This is a genomic window from Wolbachia endosymbiont (group B) of Aricia artaxerxes (genome assembly GCF_964026975.1).
Classification (GTDB): Bacteria; Pseudomonadota; Alphaproteobacteria; order Rickettsiales; family Anaplasmataceae; genus Wolbachia.
Genome location: NZ_OZ034718.1, coordinates 1,171,007 through 1,189,584 on the forward strand (window position 1 = coordinate 1,171,007; position 18,578 = coordinate 1,189,584).

General features: G+C 33.0%; 15 protein-coding genes and 2 pseudogenes. 6 read left to right on the forward strand and 11 right to left on the reverse strand.

Annotated elements, in window-relative coordinates:
- Position 1 precedes the first annotated feature (1 nt).
- A complete protein-coding gene (locus AAGE00_RS05290) occupies positions 2–868 on the reverse strand; it encodes a 4-(cytidine 5'-diphospho)-2-C-methyl-D-erythritol kinase (protein ID WP_007302685.1) in 867 nt (288 codons plus the stop codon).
- Between the two features lie 74 nt (positions 869–942).
- Here AAGE00_RS05290 and AAGE00_RS05295 point away from each other — a divergent pair, with 74 nt between their 5' ends.
- Positions 943–4,212 carry a UvrD-helicase domain-containing protein gene (locus AAGE00_RS05295; RefSeq protein WP_213863725.1) on the forward strand — a complete coding sequence of 1,090 codons (3,270 nt, stop codon included), beginning with the start codon at positions 943–945 and terminating at the stop codon, positions 4,210–4,212.
- Positions 4,213–4,271: 59 nt separating this feature from the next.
- Here the strand turns inward: AAGE00_RS05295 and AAGE00_RS05300 are convergent, their stop codons facing one another.
- From AAGE00_RS05300 to dnaG, 6 genes are all read right to left on the reverse strand, one after another.
- Entirely contained in the window at positions 4,272–4,673 is a 402-nt protein-coding gene (locus AAGE00_RS05300) for a cytochrome c-type biogenesis protein CcmH (RefSeq protein ID WP_213863726.1), read from the reverse strand.
- The gene (locus AAGE00_RS05305) at positions 4,657–5,670 is read right to left on the reverse strand and encodes a hypothetical protein (protein WP_213863727.1); all 1,014 of its coding nucleotides are present in this window, start codon (positions 5,668–5,670) and stop codon (positions 4,657–4,659) included. Before AAGE00_RS05305 ends, AAGE00_RS05300 begins: the two co-directional genes overlap by 17 nt.
- 7 nt (positions 5,671–5,677) lie before the next feature.
- Entirely contained in the window at positions 5,678–6,025 is a 348-nt protein-coding gene (locus AAGE00_RS05310; RefSeq protein ID WP_006013713.1) for a ferredoxin family 2Fe-2S iron-sulfur cluster binding protein, read from the reverse strand.
- Between the two features lie 237 nt (positions 6,026–6,262).
- A complete protein-coding gene (locus AAGE00_RS05315; protein ID WP_214303422.1) occupies positions 6,263–8,023 on the reverse strand; it encodes a DnaJ domain-containing protein in 1,761 nt (586 codons plus the stop codon).
- A 143-nt stretch (positions 8,024–8,166) separates the two neighbouring features.
- Entirely contained in the window at positions 8,167–9,465 is a 1,299-nt protein-coding gene (locus AAGE00_RS05320; RefSeq protein ID WP_007302679.1) for a Na+/H+ antiporter NhaC family protein, read from the reverse strand.
- A 98-nt stretch (positions 9,466–9,563) separates the two neighbouring features.
- Positions 9,564–11,297 (reverse strand): DNA primase, encoded by a 1,734-nt coding sequence (gene dnaG / locus AAGE00_RS05325; RefSeq protein ID WP_019236374.1) that lies wholly within the window; start codon positions 11,295–11,297, stop codon positions 9,564–9,566.
- Between the two features lie 145 nt (positions 11,298–11,442).
- On the opposite strand from dnaG, the gene ubiG reads away from it, so the two are divergent.
- The 3 genes from ubiG to tsaB all read left to right on the forward strand — a co-directional run bounded on the left by ubiG (position 11,443) and on the right by tsaB (position 14,452).
- The gene (gene ubiG / locus AAGE00_RS05330) at positions 11,443–12,609 is read left to right on the forward strand and encodes a bifunctional 2-polyprenyl-6-hydroxyphenol methylase/3-demethylubiquinol 3-O-methyltransferase UbiG (RefSeq protein WP_052264730.1); all 1,167 of its coding nucleotides are present in this window, start codon (positions 11,443–11,445) and stop codon (positions 12,607–12,609) included.
- A gap of 107 nt (positions 12,610–12,716) precedes the next feature.
- Positions 12,717–13,847, forward strand: coding sequence for a cation:dicarboxylate symporter family transporter (locus AAGE00_RS05335; protein WP_007302676.1), 1,131 nt, complete (start codon positions 12,717–12,719; stop codon positions 13,845–13,847).
- The gene (tsaB, locus tag AAGE00_RS05340) at positions 13,847–14,452 is read left to right on the forward strand and encodes a tRNA (adenosine(37)-N6)-threonylcarbamoyltransferase complex dimerization subunit type 1 TsaB (RefSeq protein WP_007302675.1); all 606 of its coding nucleotides are present in this window, start codon (positions 13,847–13,849) and stop codon (positions 14,450–14,452) included. The genes AAGE00_RS05335 and tsaB overlap by 1 nt, the downstream gene beginning before the upstream one ends.
- Here tsaB and AAGE00_RS05345 read toward each other — a convergent pair.
- Positions 14,422–15,006, reverse strand: a complete 585-nt coding sequence (locus AAGE00_RS05345) for an AAA family ATPase (protein ID WP_019236376.1) — start codon at positions 15,004–15,006, stop codon at positions 14,422–14,424. The genes tsaB and AAGE00_RS05345 overlap by 31 nt on opposite strands.
- Positions 15,007–15,241: 235 nt before the next feature.
- On the opposite strand from AAGE00_RS05345, the gene AAGE00_RS05350 reads away from it, so the two are divergent.
- The gene (locus AAGE00_RS05350; RefSeq protein ID WP_007302673.1) at positions 15,242–15,952 is read left to right on the forward strand and encodes a class II aldolase/adducin family protein; all 711 of its coding nucleotides are present in this window, start codon (positions 15,242–15,244) and stop codon (positions 15,950–15,952) included.
- A 182-nt stretch (positions 15,953–16,134) separates the two neighbouring features.
- Here the strand turns inward: AAGE00_RS05350 and AAGE00_RS05355 are convergent.
- Together AAGE00_RS05355 and AAGE00_RS05360 are read right to left on the reverse strand one after the other, a co-directional pair.
- A pseudogene (locus AAGE00_RS05355) lies at positions 16,135–16,963 on the reverse strand (IS630 family transposase).
- A 78-nt stretch (positions 16,964–17,041) separates the two neighbouring features.
- Complete coding sequence (locus tag AAGE00_RS05360) at positions 17,042–17,689, reverse strand: heme exporter protein CcmB (RefSeq protein ID WP_341815187.1); 648 nt, start codon at positions 17,687–17,689, stop codon at positions 17,042–17,044.
- Between the two features lie 108 nt (positions 17,690–17,797).
- Between AAGE00_RS05360 and AAGE00_RS05365 the strand changes: the two genes are divergently transcribed.
- Positions 17,798–18,175: a TraR/DksA family transcriptional regulator gene (locus tag AAGE00_RS05365; RefSeq protein ID WP_007302671.1), complete on the forward strand. Its 378-nt coding sequence runs from the start codon at positions 17,798–17,800 to the stop codon at positions 18,173–18,175.
- Here the strand turns inward: AAGE00_RS05365 and AAGE00_RS05370 are convergent.
- Positions 18,165–18,499: pseudogene (locus AAGE00_RS05370) on the reverse strand (IS5 family transposase); the annotation flags it as partial. The gene AAGE00_RS05365 and the pseudogene AAGE00_RS05370 sit on opposite strands and share 11 nt — an antisense overlap.
- Positions 18,500–18,578: the final 79 nt, after the last annotated feature.

Sequence of the window (18,578 nt, forward strand, 5' to 3'; positions counted from 1 at the left end):
ATCAAACCATTAATTCCGTGTCGCACACCCACCATTCTGGATATTCCTTTTTGATATTTGCCGCTGCAGCTTTTGCACTTTCTTCACTATCAAACATTCCAAAACACCCTACACCACTACCTGACATACGAGAAAGTATAGAGCCTTCTTGTGACTCTAGTGTTGATATTACATTCTGAATTTCAGGTACAAGACTTATTGCTGCTTCTTGCAGGTCATTTTTTGTCTCTTTAAGAAGCTCTAACAAATTCTCCTCAGTGTTATCACTCCACTTAATTGGCTGAGAGAAATCCTCTTTATACTTGGAAAATACTTCTGATGTATTCAAAAACTTTTTTTTCGGTTTCACAAGTACCAGACTTGTGGGTAAAGAGCATTGTTTAATGGGGCATAATTCCTCACCAACACCTCTGACAAAAACTGGCTTACTATCTATACTTGCAGGTACATCAGCACCAACGCTTAAAGCTATATCATTTAAAAATTGCCTATCAATGTTCCAAAGCTCTCCCAGCATGCGTATCACAGCTCCAGCATCTGAGGAACCACTACCAAATCCCGCAGCAATTGGTACATTTTTTACAACCTTCACAGTGACTTTAGTGCGTACAGGAGCATGCCTAAGCAGTAGACTCACTGCTCTCGTTATAGTATTATATCGATAATTTATTCTAAACTCAGAATTTACAAATTCAACTGTAGAGTTATCATATCTAAAGTTTTTTTCTCCTACTTTTATCTCTAAAAAATTAGAAAGTTTAGCAAAGACAACCAAACTTTCAATTAAATGATACCCTCTTTCTTCTCTATTTATAATATGTAAAAAAAGATTGATCTTTGCAGGAGCCTTTACACAAAAACTTTCCATCTGTATATCTTCACTAACACTATCTTATTTACTATACTTGAAATGCCACTTCAGTCAAACTTTATACACTCCTAATGAGATCAAATGCCATAAATCCTAACTTCTCTGTATGGGTAAGTGCATCAGCTGGTACAGGTAAAACAAAGATCTTAATAGACAGAGTATTAAGACTTCTATTAGAGAATAAGAGAAATATTCTCTGCTTAACATTCACCAATGCTGCAGCAAATGAAATGGAGGATCGCATTTACAGTACACTTAGTAAGTGGGCAATATATCCAGAGGGTATATTGGTCGCAGATTTAGAACAATTAGCCCAGTGTGTAACCAGAGAAAATAAAGATTATTTAACAAGAGCAAGAAGGCTTTTTTCTGAACTGGAAAATCTTGGTCTTAATATTCAAACTATACACGCCTTTTGTTACAAATTAATCTCCAGCTTTCCTACAGAAGCTGGTATCGCTCCAAATTGTACGTTGAGCGAATGTAAAGAATTGCATTCCATCATATTTGAAAAAACGCTTCATAATGAAACTGTGCAGGACGATATAAATATCATTGCAGCTGAATTTGATGAAAACAAGCTGAGTGATTTGCTCTATACCTTATGTATAAAGAGATCAGCTCTAGAAAATAATTTAGGGTATATCAAAGATAAACTAAGTGCCCCAGATAAGATTCACGATTTACAGAGTGAAACGATTGAGCAGATAAAAAGATTAGCTAAAATATTAAGTGAGGGCAGCAAAAGAGATCAGAGTTACAGTGCGATACTTTATGATTGGTGTAATAGCAGAAAATCGTCCGTACCAAATGTTGTCATCCAAGTAGCTGACACTGGGATCCAGAAAAAAAGAAATATGGATCCCAGTGTCAGCTACTTGGATGACAACAAGATAGAGAACTTAGCTAAAGTATTTCTCAAATCAGAATCGTACGAAAAAAAGAGCATATCATCCATTATAACAAAGGGTGCTTTGGAAAAATTTGAAGACGTAGAGCAAATGATAGAAAGCATTCAAAATGCATTGTTTACCCATGTAAAGGACATAAATTCTTATCAAATATTCGGAAGAACCAGTAGTTTACTTAGTATATTTAAAGTATATGTTGATCTATATAATAGTGAAAAATCAAAGAATGCACTGCTTGATTATGATGATATCATCAATTTAGCAACAAATCTCCTTAGCAATCCAGGCTATAAAGATTGGATATTGTTTAATCTAGATCAAAAAATAGACCACATTCTTGTTGATGAGGCGCAAGACAATAGTATCAGTCAATGGAAAATTATAACAAATCTCTGCAATGAATTTTTTACCGGTGGTGACGAAAAGAGAACTTTATTCGTTGTTGGGGATGTAAAACAATCCATTTACAGATTTCAAGGAGCAAATCCCCATCTATTTAATTACATGCAGCAATATTTTCACACGAAAACCGGTGGCAGAGATTGGGTATCATGTCAACTTGAAAAGTCATTTCGCTCAACTCCAGAAGTTTTGATGCTTGTAGACAGAATATTTAACAATTTTCGTGAAGAAATATCTTTCAATGATAACAAGATAAAACATATTCCATATAGAGAAAACGATCAAGGATACATTGAAATTTGGCCGTTACTGCCAGGATATGAAGAGGAAGAGCAGCAAGCCTTACAAATTCATTTAACACAGAGGAAAGATTATGTAGTAAAGGATCGATTACTTGCTCAGGCAATAGCCCAAAGAATTCACAATTGGTTAAACGAAGGGCGGATTTTAGTCGCCAAAGATCGTCATATAGAACCAAGGGATATTATGATTTTGGTACGGCAGCGAAATGTGTTAGTTGATTACATAATAAGTGAACTAAAAAAAGTAAATGTACCAGTTATAGGCCGAGATTATTTTAGAATTATGGATTACATAGCTGTGCAGGACTTAATAGCTTTAGCTGAATTTTTGCTCCTCCAGGCAAATGATCTTGCTCTTGCAAATGTTTTAAAATCACCGCTATTTAACTTCACTGAGGATGATTTATTCAATATTGCATACGATCGTAAAGAACAGTCGTTGTGGGAAAAACTTCAAGATTATCAGGAGATTATCTCTAATGAATTAAACTATCTAATTAATTTATCTCAGACAAAATCCCCCCTTACACTATTCACTCATATATTGCGCACAGGCAGGAAGAAATTTGCTGCAAGGCTAGGTCTTGAGTGCTTCGAGATTCTAGACGAATTTATGAACCTCGTATTGCAATTTGAGCACCCATCTCTTCAAGCATTTGTTCAGTGGATCAAAGAAAATAATCCTGAGATTAAAAACGATATGCAATCAAAACTCAATGCTGTACGAATAATGACAATTCATAAATCAAAAGGTCTACAAGCTCCAATAGTGTTTTTAGTTGACACAAATACGGTACCAAGAAACAGCGAAAATATTTTGTTTGATGCAACGGAAGCACCATTTTGGTGTGGCAAAAATAGTAATGCTTATTGTAATCAAGTAAAAAGAGAGAAAAAACTAGAGGATTATAACGAATATTTGCGTTTGCTGTACGTGGCACTTACGCGTGCTGAAGATGAGTTATACATTTTAGGCAAAGAGCCAGTGCAAAAGGGCTCTTGGTATGATCTAGTTATTCAATATGGAGCATTATATGAGAGGAAAAAACTATACTTACAGCCGATATTTAAAGAAAAAGTTGAAGTGCTATGCATGAATGCAAACTACCCTTCTATTTATAAAAAACGTGATTATTTTGATGTTCCAGTGATTTCACCTCCATCAAACCTATCAATGTCATTGCAGCACGTAACGCTGGAACCTGGAGAAAAAAAGCCAGTGTCAAGCACTGGGATGACAGATGAGAATGCTGGAATGACAAAAAGGAGCATTGGGACGACAGACAGCTATGCAAGAGGCTTAATAATTCACAGTATATTGCAATATATGCCCAAGATAGAGAAAGACAGGAGAAAAAATTGGGTTAGGAAATATCTTGATAGCATAAACACTAGTGAAGATAAGGATGAAATTTACAGCAAAATATTAACCTTTAATGAAAAATATGATTACCTGTTCGACTTGGAGGGCAAATCAGAAATTCCACTTAGTGGAACAATTGACGGAAAACCAGTATTAGTGCGGCTAGACAGACTGTGCATAACAGAAGACAAAGCAATCATAATTGACTATAAATCACACCATAACGTTTCTATTTCCTCATCAAATGAAATAAAAAAGCAAATGTTGATCTATAAAACCTTAGTGCAAGAAGTCTACCCAGATAAGCAGGTAGAGTGCGTGGTTATTTGGATGGAAGATTTAACCTTACAATCTTTGATCTAAACTCAAATGTTCGTATAGTAGCTACTTGCATTTGTTGTAAACTCACTTTTACTCTATAGTTATCTTTTTACTACTTTATCTATTTTCTGAACTGATTTTCGTACTAGAAAACATCCAATAAGAAGAATTATAAAAGGAGTAAACCATAAAATGTAGGTACTAGATTTTACAGGTGGTACAATGATAATTGAATCTCCATAAGAATTTTTTAACTCTGAAACTATTTGCTCGTTAGTATATCCATCACTGATCTTCTTGCGAATTGTCTTACGCATACCATATGCAACTTGAGACTCAGATTCGGATAATAATTCACCAGAGCATACTGGACACTTTATTACTGCAAATAAGCTACTTGCTCGCTCTTCCATGCTTTCGTCTCTTAGTTTATCATCCAAAGTAAAAGCATTTATGCTTAAATGGAATATCAATGTAAAAAGTAAGCTAATTACTATTCTCATTCTTGGTGAATTGAGTGATAAAATCAGTAGTGGATAATTTTCCAATAAAGCCTGAACCTACATTATTGTCGTACTTTATTGAAAATTGAATGTCGTTATTAGTGATTTTTTCTGATAAGGAAGATATTGATTTTTCCAATTTATCTGCAGTCTTTGAATCATTAGTCACAAACGAAATTAATTCTTTATAATTTGATATGGCTACATTGATTTTATCTTCAAATGAAGATGTAACTAAATTGTAATTACTTACTCCACCATTCGCAGCAATAGAAAAGTTATTACTCTCAATCAAAAATTTTTCTATGTTGAAATTAATCTTAGAAGCTGAAATATGGTTTACAAATTCATAATCTAATTTAGCGTCGACACTAAGGTAATTTTCAGGACTTGCAGTATGTTTATAACGGTAAGTATAAAAATCAAATTCTAGTTTAGTATTTTCATTCAGTTCTTTATCAAAGTGAAATTGAATGTAATTACTTTTATCATTCACTTCAGTTATAACACTTTGCTGATTTTCTAAAACATCACATTTTAATCCATAATCTTCGTAACGAAATATATCTATATAGTCTATTACAGTGCTATTTCTGTTGAATTTTAATGAAGATAGTAAATCATTTAGTTTAACAACAAAGTGGCTACTCACGTGTGTGTGACACTTTATATTCTTTTTCTCATCACTACGGACAGCAATGTTTACTTTATTGCTTGGTATATAGATATATACTGACTTATCAAATAATCTGTTTTTTATCACTAAAGCTTCAGATGAAACAGTTAATTGCTCATTAGAAAATTTTGGATTCGTTACACGAAAAACTAGGTTAAAAGGAAATCCCTTAAAATCATGTGAAATATCAACTTTTTCGTCATTAATGTAATCAGTTAAAAGACTTTTTACCTTAAATGCAGAAAAATACCAAAAACCACTATACGCTAGAGGAATAAACAAAGGTAAGGAGATGAGAATATAGATAAAAATTTTACGCATTATCCTCTTATTTATCTAATGATATATTTCTTGTACCTCTGGGCACGGTTACGCACAAACCGTCAATATCTTTTGTGATTTTTATTTGGCATCCAAGCCTCGATGTCTCTGTTAAACCGAAAGCTAGATCCAGCATGTCATTTTCCTCATCAGATATAGGATTATGTGTTTCTACAACATCATAAAATTTTGGATCAACAATCACATGGCATGTAGAGCAAGCAAGAGAACCTTCACATGCACCTTCAAGCAGATCTGGATCACTTCTATGGGCTAAATTAAGAAGAGTTTCTCCCTCTGCAGCTTCATAACTTTTCTTACTTCCATCAGGTAAAATAAAAGTAACGGATGGCATACTATTAAAATCTCTACTAATTTCTCTATATTCTACAAATAATAACTAATATTTGCAAACTCTTTGTAATTCCATTGCCTATCTCTTGTCATCTATATTCCTATCAAGAAAGTAAGATAGATACCACCAGCATCTCACAGAGTTGCAAGTATAGAATTTTCTTAGTTTTAGATTTTACTAAATATATTACTGAATTAACATTATTAAACTTGATCTGCCATTTCTTCTGATCTTAAGTTATAATTTTACTAATGCCATTTGATTAATTGCAACTTCAGCATTGCTATCTTTCAATAAATTTGCAGGACTATTACAATGGTATATGATTGCAGCAACAACAAGACAACAAACTCCAATTCCTATCCCTAACGCTAACATTCCTGAGTAAACTGCAATAGCTACTTCTAAAGCAACTCCTACTACTGCTAACGTAGAAGCAACTATGATAGAAGTATTACGACACTTAATACGAAGCTCATTTAGTTTATCTAATGCAGTAGTACCATCTTTATATTTTAGCTCTCTTAGTACATCTTTATTTTCACATTTGTTAAACAACTTCCAAGCATAACTTAACCTTGACGCTTGACCATAAAACCCCTTCTCAACATATTCAACCAAGAGATCAAACGGAGTTTCACCTTGGTCATTGTTAACATCAAATCTCGCACCTGCACTCACAAGTGATTCAACTTTGCGAAGCATTGACGTATAGGGCTGTAAGTTTCTTAAAGCATGATGTAGAGGTGTATTCCCATTTTCATCCTGAAAATTATATTTCTTTCTATGTAAAAAGCAATCAAAAATCTCTTTTTTCCAATTGTGTTTAACAATACCTTCTAAAATAGTACTTGAAATCTTTATGTTATTTTCAACTAGAAGATCTAGAGCTTTTTTATGCTTATATCTAACAATAGTATCTACTAGTTCATTCAACGCAGAAGTACCTTCTAGCTTCTTTAGCTCATCGGTTTTACAACCACTAAGCACCACCGAAAGATTATTTAATTTTTCTACTACTTTTTCCTTACGAGAGAAGTATGTAGCATAATTGACCAAGAGATCAAATGGAGTTTCATCTTTGCTATTTTTAACATCAAGCCTTGCACCTTTACTAAGAAGTGACTTGACAAAACCTTGGTATTTCGATTTACCCAAATCCAACCATTTTAATGTATGATGTAAAGCTGTATTTCCTTCTTTATCTTTATAGTTGATATCTAATTTATCTAAGTACTTATTAAAAAAATAATCCAAAAACTCTTCAGATTGGTATTCATAAGCATAGCTTAAGATTTCATTTCGTGATATTTCTATCCTTCCTTCAAAGAGCTTGAAAAATGCCACACGATCGTACATAATAGCAATTTGCACTAGAAATGTAATGTCACCAGCATCAATTGTAACTTTCTTTATTATATCATCACACTCTTCATACTTATTTGACTGGATATGTAACAACAATCCCAGAATAGTTCTTACATATTCGGATTCAGTTGGTTCTTCAGTCTCTTTAGCTTTGCCCATCTTGCCTATTTCTTTTAAACTCTTCTTTAGCCTTTCTATTTTCTCTTCGATTAATTTTTGACTTTTCGAACAATACATAATATATATTTCATTAAAAAATTTTTCTCTTTTCTCTTCTTGTTTAAGTTTACTCATCTCTTCCCGCAACAACTCCAGTTCATCACTACAATCCCCATACTCATACTTTCCTCTATCGTACTGGCTTTTTTTTGTTGGGTCAGATAACACTTTGCGTGCTACTGATATTTCCTTGAACTTTGTCAATTTCTCTTCAAGTTGAGCCCGTTGATCTTCTTCCGACTGTGATAGTAGCCTTCCGTCCTTCTTCTTTCCTTCTAGCCTATCTAGCTCTTTCACTTCCTCAAGCAATTTATCTGGATGAAGCTTCAATGCTAATTTGCGATATGCTTTTTTTATCTCACCATGAGTAGCATCTCTTTTTACTCCTAATATTTCATAATAATCAGGCATTTTTTTCTCCACTATTTTGATACATTTTTTATAACATTAGTAATACTATGTCTTTAAAAGAATTGGTACTATATAAGTATTTTAGCAAAGATTATAATATTTGTTAATTTATCAACAAATTGAGTGAAAATTTAAAGAGTTGTTTATGGTAATTGAGGAGCTACAACCGCATGACGTCTGCCATTAATCACTATTTCACTTATTGCAACTGCTGCAAAAACAAAACAATAATATACTTTTGTTAGTACGATGATAGGTGACAGAGAGGCAATGCTGCTTGCTAGTAATACGTGAGAACCATAAGGTAAGATACTTTTTGTGATAGAAGTAAATATTTCTAATAAATACGCACTACGGTGTGGTGCAATGTTATATCTTTGTGCAAGTCTTTTCGCAATATTACTAGTTAATAAAATAGCAACAACATTGCTGGAAACTAAAATAGTAAACAGAGATGATATTCCCGCAATCATAAATTCAGCTTGAGTTTTTGTCATATTCACCTTATCGGTGAATATATCTATCTTTTTCTGACTGTATTCGTACATTAAGTGGCTTAATCCACTACTGAAGAGAATAAATATCATTACTTCATTCATCTTATAAAAACCCCTATATATGTCACGAGAATATTCAATAAGAGAATAATCAAAAAAAGCTATTCCTAATATCCCAGCAATAACCATATTAATAGCTAATGTTACTAGAGTGTTTATTTCAAATAAACCCATAATTATTAAAGATATATAAGGGATAATTTTGACTATGGATAAATAATTCAGACTTGAGATAGAAACAACTTCTGTACTATTTGAAATTATTACTAGATAAATAAGTATTATAAGACCTGTAACAGATCCTGTCTTGAAAGTGAGTTTTATTTTATCCTTTACTGAAGCTCCTTGTGAAGAAGTAGCAGCAATAGTAGTGTCAGATATCATTGAAAGGTTGCTGCCAAACATAGACCCACCTATCACAGCTCCAACACCCACTGCACAATCAAAAGCTCCATTTTGTGCTAAATTAACAGCTATTGGTGTTATAAGTGCAATAACTCCGATTGATGTGCCGATTGCACTTGAAATAAAAGTAGAAAGTAAAAACATTCCAGGAAGTAATAATCTTGCTGGAAGAAATCGAATAGTTAAGTTAGTAATAACATTTATACTACCAAGCGATTCAGTAACAGTAGAAAATGCTCCAGCAAATAGAAAAATCAAACATACGGTAAGAGTAGTTTTATTACCCATACCTTTTATAAGAGTATCAATACTATGTTGAATTTTGTTTTTATTGAATAGAACAGCAAAAAATAATGCTGGTAATAAGCAAACTAACGGTGAAATTTGATGAAGAGGATTACCAAGTCCGATAAAAGAAAAATAAATACCACTTCCAAGGTATAAGGCTAGAAAGATAATAAGAGGAAGAAATGAAAACACTTATCGTAGTTGAACAAACCAGAAATATACTAGAATAAGCTATTTTAAGCAAATACTAATACAGTGTTTTTCTAATAATTTTGAACATCTTAAGCCATCTACTTTTGAATAAATTCCATTTGCATTTCTTGTATACTATCCTCTATTTGCTTTATTTGTTCTATTAGCCTTTCCTCTAAGTCAAAATTACCGCCCAGCCTTGCTTTAATTTTTTCTTCTTGTAATACATTTAATTCTTTCCGTAATACTATGTTATTCCAGACAGTTTCTGCCGATCTCTTCTCACTTAATTGACTATTTAATACGCTAGTTTTTTCAAATATAAACTTTATAACACTAGACTCCTGTAGCAGAATTTCTTTATTAAAGTTGCTCTCATTAGTTACCATATTAATTACGCACTGTTGTAATTTTTTCATCTCATTAGTAAATTCGAAATGAGAAAATTGCTCAAAAAATATAGGACGGTTCAAGATTTCAGGAAATTCTACGGCTATACGCAAAATTATGGCCTGATTTTGCTCTGCTTCAATTAGCTCTGGAGATTTATTGTAAAGATACTCACCTTTTGTTGCTTTGCTATTAAAAATCAGCTTTTTAAAGTTTCTTCTTAATTCACTGACCTTATTGTAAAAATAATCTCTATAATACCTTCTAATACTGCTGTTACCGATAGCATTGACATATTTCATGAACTTGTGCTCAAGAATTGAATATTTTTCCGGAGCAAATTTTTCATAATTTTGCAAATTGCTACCAATTATGTGATGCCATAAATATTCAGAGTGCAGTTCTGTTGAGTGGTTAAAAGCAGAGAGTACGTCTTCTGTCTTATATTCTAGCTCATTGCATATATCGTATGGGTCCTTATTGTTTGGCAAAGTTACGAACTTCAATGTGTATCCAGGCTCCAGTATCGGTAGAACAAGTTCTGCAATTCGAATAGCAGCATGACGTCCGGCACTATCGCCATCCATACAGATGGAAATTTCTTTAGCAAATTTCCATAGATTTTTTATCTGCTCTGCAGAAATTGCGGTACCAAGCGGAGCAACTGTATTGCTAATTCCCGCTTGATGTAGTGCTATTACATCCATATATCCTTCAACAACAAATAGATGCTGTTTTTTGCGTATTTCACTCAAAGCAAAGTTTAATCCATATAAATTTTCTCTTTTCTTAAAGAGCTGACTCTCTGGGCTGTTTAGATACTTCGGCTGTTGCTCAGAGTTCAGCGCACGTCCGCCAAAACCAATAACTTTGCCCGTGATGTTGTGTATAGGAAATATCAGCCGATCATAGAAATAATCACGAGAATTCTTATTTATTAACCCAACATCGATCAAAATCTCGTCTTTAATACCAGAGGAGTTCAAATATTCCTTCAAGCCAGAACTTGGTGCATAACCTATTCTAAATTTATCTATGATTTTGAGTGAGATCTTGCGCTGCCTTAAATAAGCCATAACACCTCGATTTTTCTGCGCGAACCAACTTGCAGCTAAATTCAGTGCTGAAAACAGTTTGTCATTTTCTTTAGCAAAGCTGAGGTTTTTGGGTAACTCAACACCTGCAACAGATGCCAAATTTTCCAACGCTTCCTTAAAACTTAAGCCCTCAGTTTGTGAAATAAATTCAAACGCATCACCATGAGCTGAGCAACCGAAACAGTAATATAAGCCCTTAACATTGCTGACCGAAAAAGATGGAGTTTTTTCGTTATGAAATGGGCAGAGTCCAACAAAACTATCTCCTCTTTTTATTAACCTAACTTTTTTTCCTACTATGTCGGACAACAATAATTTTGACTTTATAATATCTATATGATCCATTTTACCGAATGAGTAGTGGTAGGATAAAAATTATATAGAATTTATGCATATCTGACTCGAAATTTATTCAGAAAGATCAGGAGAGCTTGACAAAAAGCTCAAAATAAATTACCCATATAAATACCCTTAAGTTGCAATTTCTTATATGTCAGATGTGATATCAGTTGCTTCAGACCACGCAGGTTATGAACTAAAATCAGAAATAAAGGCTTACTTGGAAACTTTAGATTATACAGTGATAGACCGTGGCTGCACTGCTGAACAAAAGAGTGTAGACTACCCTGACTATGCTGCTGAAGTTGTAGAAGATATAACAAACAAAAAAGCAAATTATGGAATATTAATTTGCGGTACAGGTTTGGGCATGAGTACTGTGGCAAATCGTTTTGAAGGAATCTACGCTGCTTTATGTAATAGTGTTGAGATCGCAAAATTAGCTCGCGAGCATGGCAACGCGAATATACTTTGTCTTGGTGCAGGGTTTACTGCGAGTGGATTAGCAAAAGACATAGTCAAACAATTCCTCGAAACAGAATTTTCAAAAGAAAGTAGACATAAAGAACGCCTTGATAAACTTAGCAATATTAGCAAGAAAAAAACCACAAAAACTTATAACGAAGATGAAATATCAAAATTCGCTAAAATAGCAGGTGAATGGTGGAATGAGAATGGCAAATTCAAGCCATTGCACATGATGAATCCTGTGAGAGTATCATACATCGTTGAGAAAATAAAAGAATTAAAAAAATGCGATTTAAAAGAACTATCATTGCTCGATGTTGGTTGTGGTGGTGGCATTTTGTCAGAGTCAATGGCGCGTATTGGTATTAGCGTTGCAGGAATAGATGTATGTGAGGAAAACATAAAAGTGGCACAGTTGCATGCGAAGAAAGTAGGGTTAAATATAGAATACACACACACTAGCATTGAAGAGCTAAGCAATGACAAGAAGTATGACGTGGTTTTGTTGATGGAAGTGGTTGAACATGTCGATAATTTAGAGTTTTTCATGAAAAAAGCAATAGAGCTGTTGAAGCCAGAAGGGCTAATTTTTATATCGACGATAAATAGAACTATTAAATCCTTCTGTCTTGCAATAGTCGGCGCAGAGTACATATTAAACTGGCTGCCAAAAGGCACACATAATTGGAATAAATTTCTCAAGCCATCAGAAATTGCAAATCATCTAAGAGAGAACAATGTAACACTACAAGATATGACTGGTATGGAATATAATGTAATAAAGCGTGAATGGAACTTGACCAAAGGTGTGGATGTTAATTATATACTTTGTGGAAACGTTGTAATTTGAAATCTCATTCAAGTACTAGAAGGTAATGCAAATATTCTAGGCAGTTTTACTTTACTTAGCAGCTAATTTATCATATGTATTTCCATAGGGTATCGCTATATTAGAATATGTTACAATTACTAACCTTACTTGCTGTTATCACTTCGGTTGTATTCTTTGGTCATCTAGTTCCAATGGAAGTGAAAACCTTCTTGTATTCAATAAGCCTTAGTATAAAAGAGATCTTACTATTTATAATGCCTTTTATTGTTTTTGCATTAATCTTTAGTAGTGTTAACAATCTTAAGCAGTCGGCTATAAAGTTTATATTGTTACTTATTATAACGATTTTCTTGTCGAATCTAGCTTCAAGTTTAATAGCTTATTCTGTTGGGCATTTCATCACACAAAACACTTATTCAATACAAGATATAACATATGAAGAAACAATTGTTCCTTTATGGTCATTTAGGATACCTGCATTGCTTTCTAATTTTTATGCCCTTGCTTGTGGATTTGTGTTAAGCATATTAGTGTCCACAATATTACCAAAAAAAAGCAAAGAGCTCTCGAACAAAATGTTAGATTTAACTCTCTTTATTTTGAAGACATTTTTGACGCCAATTATTCCAATGTTTGTACTTGGTCTTGCTTTAAAAATGGAACATGATCAGGTTTTACCCATAATATTTAAGGATTACTCAATAATTTTTATTATTATATCATCTGCAACCTACCTTTATGTTTTTCTCTTATATGGAGCAGCAAATTCGTTCAAGATCACAAGCTGGATAGCTAGTATAGGTAATATGATACCAGCATTTATTACTGCAATGAGCACAATGTCTAGTAATGCAGCTATGCCGCTTACTCTTGAAGGAAGCAAAAAAAATGTAAAGCAGCATGATATAGCATCGTCTGTTGTGCCAATAACCGCTAGCTTTCATTTAGTAGGTGATTGCTTTTTTATTATAATACTATCAATGATAATGACTTTTGGTGGTGCATTGTCTGCAACAGACTATGTGACTTTCCTTCTCTACTTTCTGTTATTTAAATTTGCTATTGTTGCAGTTCCAGCGGGAGGGATTATGGTAATGTTGCCCGTTCTTGAGAAGTATCTTAAATTCTCCCCAGAGATGCTTTCATTAATTACAGCATTGTATATAGTGTTTGACCCAATAATAACTTCAGCAAATGTTATGGGTAACGGTGCGTTCACTATGATGTTTACAAAGCTCTATGATAAGCTTAAGTGATGTCCATTCTAGCAATTAATACTGTAGGTGCTGGTAGTTCAATAGCAGTAATTGATTACGATGGTAATTGTTTTGTAGAACGCAATTCTGCAAACAATAGTCATGCAGAATCATTTTTTCAAATACTGAATACTTTGTTTGATAAGCATAATTACAGCTACGATAAAATAGACCATTTAGCAGTGATAGTTGGACCAGGAAGTTTTACTGGAATCAGAGTTGGTATATCAACTGCACAAGGTATAAATCTTGCTACAAATAAGCCGTTATATGGGGTTAGTGCCCTGGAAGCTCAAGCATATGCAATATCGCTACTTTGTACAAATAGCAAAAAAAATATTAAAGCTATAATCGAAGATGATCAAAAGTTTTATACGCAGTTATTTGATTTCAATTTGTTACCGCTATCAAATCCTGCTGTAGTAAGTGAACTCCAGCCTGAAACGCACTGCATTACATATATGGATTGCAGTTTACCAAAGTTGGATGCTAGCCATGCAGGGCTATTAGTCCGTTATAGACTAAAAAATAAACAAAAATTAAATGGAGTTGAGGCTCTATATTTAAATGAGCCTCAGTATATGAAATCGTTGCCTATTGCGTAAACACTATTAATTTGGCCAAGTTTGTACATCTGACTTACTATTTCTTCTGCTACTTCTTTTATACTCATATTTGAATTTTCTACCTCTATAGCATTTTGTGGTACAAATAAATCTTCCTCCCTAAATTTAATACTATTTATATTAGTAACCTTCCTATTTTTTCTTTGCTTTTTTGATATAGTACGCTCTTGTAATATCAATGGATTGCACCTAAGTACTATAGGGAGGATTTTTGTGCTCATTTTTTTACTAAGTTCTACTACTGAGTTATATATTCTTATGTTGTAATCATTATTTTTAATTAATTCATCAACAAATATATAATTTTTTGAGTCAATAGGATAGGCTTCTATTGCCTGAAACATAACATGTGTAGTGTTATATATTCTATCTCGAGCTTCTTTGGAAGTTTGATTATATTCAAGTCCACTTACAATTACTGCATTTATCATACTAGATAATACTATTGCTGTAGAAAGTTTACCACTTCCTGGAAGACCAGTGATATATATGAAAAATTTTGTTAGCTGTTTTTTTATCTCAACGTTTATCATATTATTTTTAATATTAAAACCTACAATTATAATAACATAAAAACAAGGCTTTAAAACATATGAAACATTACATAAAAAGTCGCTTTTATAGTTAAAATACTATGTAATCTAGAAATGTAAACTCTAATCACCTAAGGCAAGTAAAAGTGCTTAGTATTTTAACGTAGGTTCACCTTTTAGTTTGTAATAAACTTTTTTTTACGTATAAATCTTTAGAAAATTTTAGTCAAGAGCTATGTTATTAACAAATAGTGAGTTGAAAAGAGACCTAGTTAACGCCTATCAAATTTTATCTTATCTTAAATTAGATGATCATACGTATACTCATCTCTCTGTACGTTCTGAAGATAAAAAGTCATTTTATGTTTATCCGTTTGGTATACGTTTTTATGAAGTAGATGAAAGTTCATTGATGAAAGTATCGTTTGATGGGAATATAATTGAAGGCAAAGAATATCAATATAATAAAACTGGCTATGTAATCCATGGCTTCATTTATCAAGCAAGGAAAGATATTCAAGCAATTTTTCATCTACATACACCTTCTATTGTAGCAGTTTCTTCTCTCAAGGATGGATTACTCCCAATAAGTCAGTGGGCGCTGCACTTTTATAATAAGGTATCTTACCATGATTATAATTCCCTGGCACTTGATGATACAGAAGGAAAAAGATTAATAGCTGATTTGAAAGAAAATTTTGTGATGTTAATGCGCAATCATGGATCTATAACATGTGGTCAGACTATACAAGAAGCAATGTTTTATACGTATCACTTAGAACAAGCTTGTAAAACTCAATGCCTGATGCTAGCAATGAATAGGGAGTTGTCAATTCCAAGTGAAGAAATTTGCTCAAAAGCCGTAAAGGATCTTCTGTCTTTCGAAAGCAATCTTGGTGAGAGAGATTGGCACGCATGGGTTAGGTTGATTAAAGGTAAGTTATAAAAGTTTCTGACTCTTCGATAGATATTAGATTTCTTGCATAACCAGCCAGTCTGAAATCCAATAATGGTTTCACACGCTGTAATTCATGCAAGAAGTCTAATGTCTCCATCTCTACTTAAGTTAACACCCTTAACTAAGCAGATACAAGTAAATATAGCCCTTCCCATAATAGTCCAAAAAGGTCATAAGAAAGAAGAATCGACAGCATGACGAAAAGATTTGAATAAAGGAATGTTTTTTCTGGTTCTGTTTTTTATAGCAAACCAATAATGCTCAATTTTGTTGAAATCTGGAGAATATGGAGGAAGATATAAAATTTCTGCACCAACTCCTTTAGCAAATCTTATTAGACTTATGAAAAGTAGCATTATCAAGGATAACAGTTTGTCCAGGTTCCAAAATCGGTGTCAGAAACTGCTCAAACCATTTATTAAAGATATCCATATTGCAGTGGCCTTTAAAGGTTAACGGAGCAATTATTTTTCTTCCACTTAAGGCTGCAACCATGCTAATTCGTTGAGTTTTCTTTCCAGATTTTAGGGCATAAAACCGCTGTCCTTTCTGGCAATACCCATAGGTTCAGTGTTATCAATGCCAGACTCATCTATATACACTAATTCTTTAGGTTCTTTTGTTGCTATAACCTTTGAAAATTGAGCTCGCTTTTCTTCATTTCTTTCTTTATATCCGTAGGTCTTTTTTTTCTTGTGAATCCTATATTTTTAAGTGCTCGATGAATTGTTTGTCTACTAATATTGCCCCAGCATCTCTGACTGAGTTTTGCCACCTTGCTCATTTGCAAATTCGGCAAATGCATTCCAGTCGGTAATTTTATGCCACGCTTCCAAGCTTTTTTGATTGAAAATCTCCCGTTTTCTCACGTCTTTTCTTCCACTCATATAAAGTTGTTTTTCCGATCTTAAATCTCTTGGCAACAGTTTCTCCACTCTCTCCTTCATCCAATGCTTCCATTACCTTTTTTCTTAAGTCATAACTATTTGCTACTGGCATCCTTACCTTCCACTACTATCAATCCATATCTTACTCTTTTTGGACTATTATGAGAAGGGCTATAACTAGTAAGTTTTTTCAATCCTGCTCCACAGCAAATTTTAATGCTATGTGAGTAGTTATAGTGCTGTTAACAATTAAAATGACAAAAACTAAGATGGTGATTAGTAGTGTATAAATATTCAAGGATAAATTTTCAAATTGAGTTAGCAATTTGAAATATACAAAAGTTGGCATTATCATTGGCAAAACAAGAATTTGCGACACTCCTGATGCTAAGTTATTTCGACCAATCATCAATGCATTTCCAGTAGCTGAAATATTAATGATTATCAGCGTATTAAATAATAAAGACACTCCAACTGCTATTGAATGTTCAATATTATTGCCTAGAATTGCAAAGCTGAACATGAAAGAAATCACTGAAATCGGTAACCCAAATAACAACCAGTGAGCGAAGATTTTATAAGCAACTATCAGCCTAGAAGAGAGTGGCTGTAAAAAGATTTGCTCTAATATTCCATCATGATAATCAGATGTAAATAAATTATTTGTAGAGATCTGCAAAACAAATGCAGCACATATCCATGTTAATGTTAATATGACTTCTTGTTTACTGTTGTTTTCAAGTGTATATGAAGATAAACTTAACATTATAATAAAAATACATACTATATAAGTAAGATTATTATCATTTATTACTAATTTTTTTACCAAACTAATCATACCAGGATTTTAAATGTTTATTATAAATTATAGTGTTTACTTTGAGGGTAGTATAATTTTTTGTGTTTACAAGTTATATAAGTTTTAATATATTTTATTGATAATGCTATGGAAAAATTAATAAAAATAAAGTTACCGGAAGATTACGTTCCTTCAGAAAATGAAGAATATATGAACGTAAAACAACTGGAATACTTTAGCTTAAAGTTACAATCAATACTCTCTGAACTGGAGAAACAAGATCTAGAAGATAGTAGTATTTATTCTGATAGTGAAAATGGAGAATTAATTAAGCGCCGAAAAGATAGAAAAGAAAAAATTAAGGAGGCGTTGGAAAAAATAAAATTAGGCATTTATGGTTACTGCGATGGAACGGGAGAAGAAATAGGAGTCGAAAGACTTAAAGCTAATCCGCTTGCTATGTATTGTATTGAAGAACAAGAGAGAATAGAAAAAGAAAAGAACGTGTATAACATTAATGATTAGAACTTGTTCGCGAATTCAAGCATATTTCTCTCCTTAACATAACTCTACTCATAGCCAGATATATGAAATTTTCAGTGAGTAAATCTTATTCTTTCGATAGTCTTCTATTCCTAAAGCAAAAGTCCTTTCTACAACCCACCTTCTTGGCTGTACTTTAAACCCCTCATTGGTAGTAGCTAAGGCGGTGTGTCTTTGTTGACTTAGAACCTACATGAAGGCCTTTTGACAATCTCAATATCCATACCATATTCTTCCTTTATATGATTTTTAAATTTTCTCCTTGGTATCCCATCACATTTTTTTAACTATAGTATATTTTTTTCTTACTTTCCTGTATGATACTCTGGAATAGCTTTCTATTCTTGTCCATTCCCTTTGACTTAGGTCTGCTGGATGCTTTTTT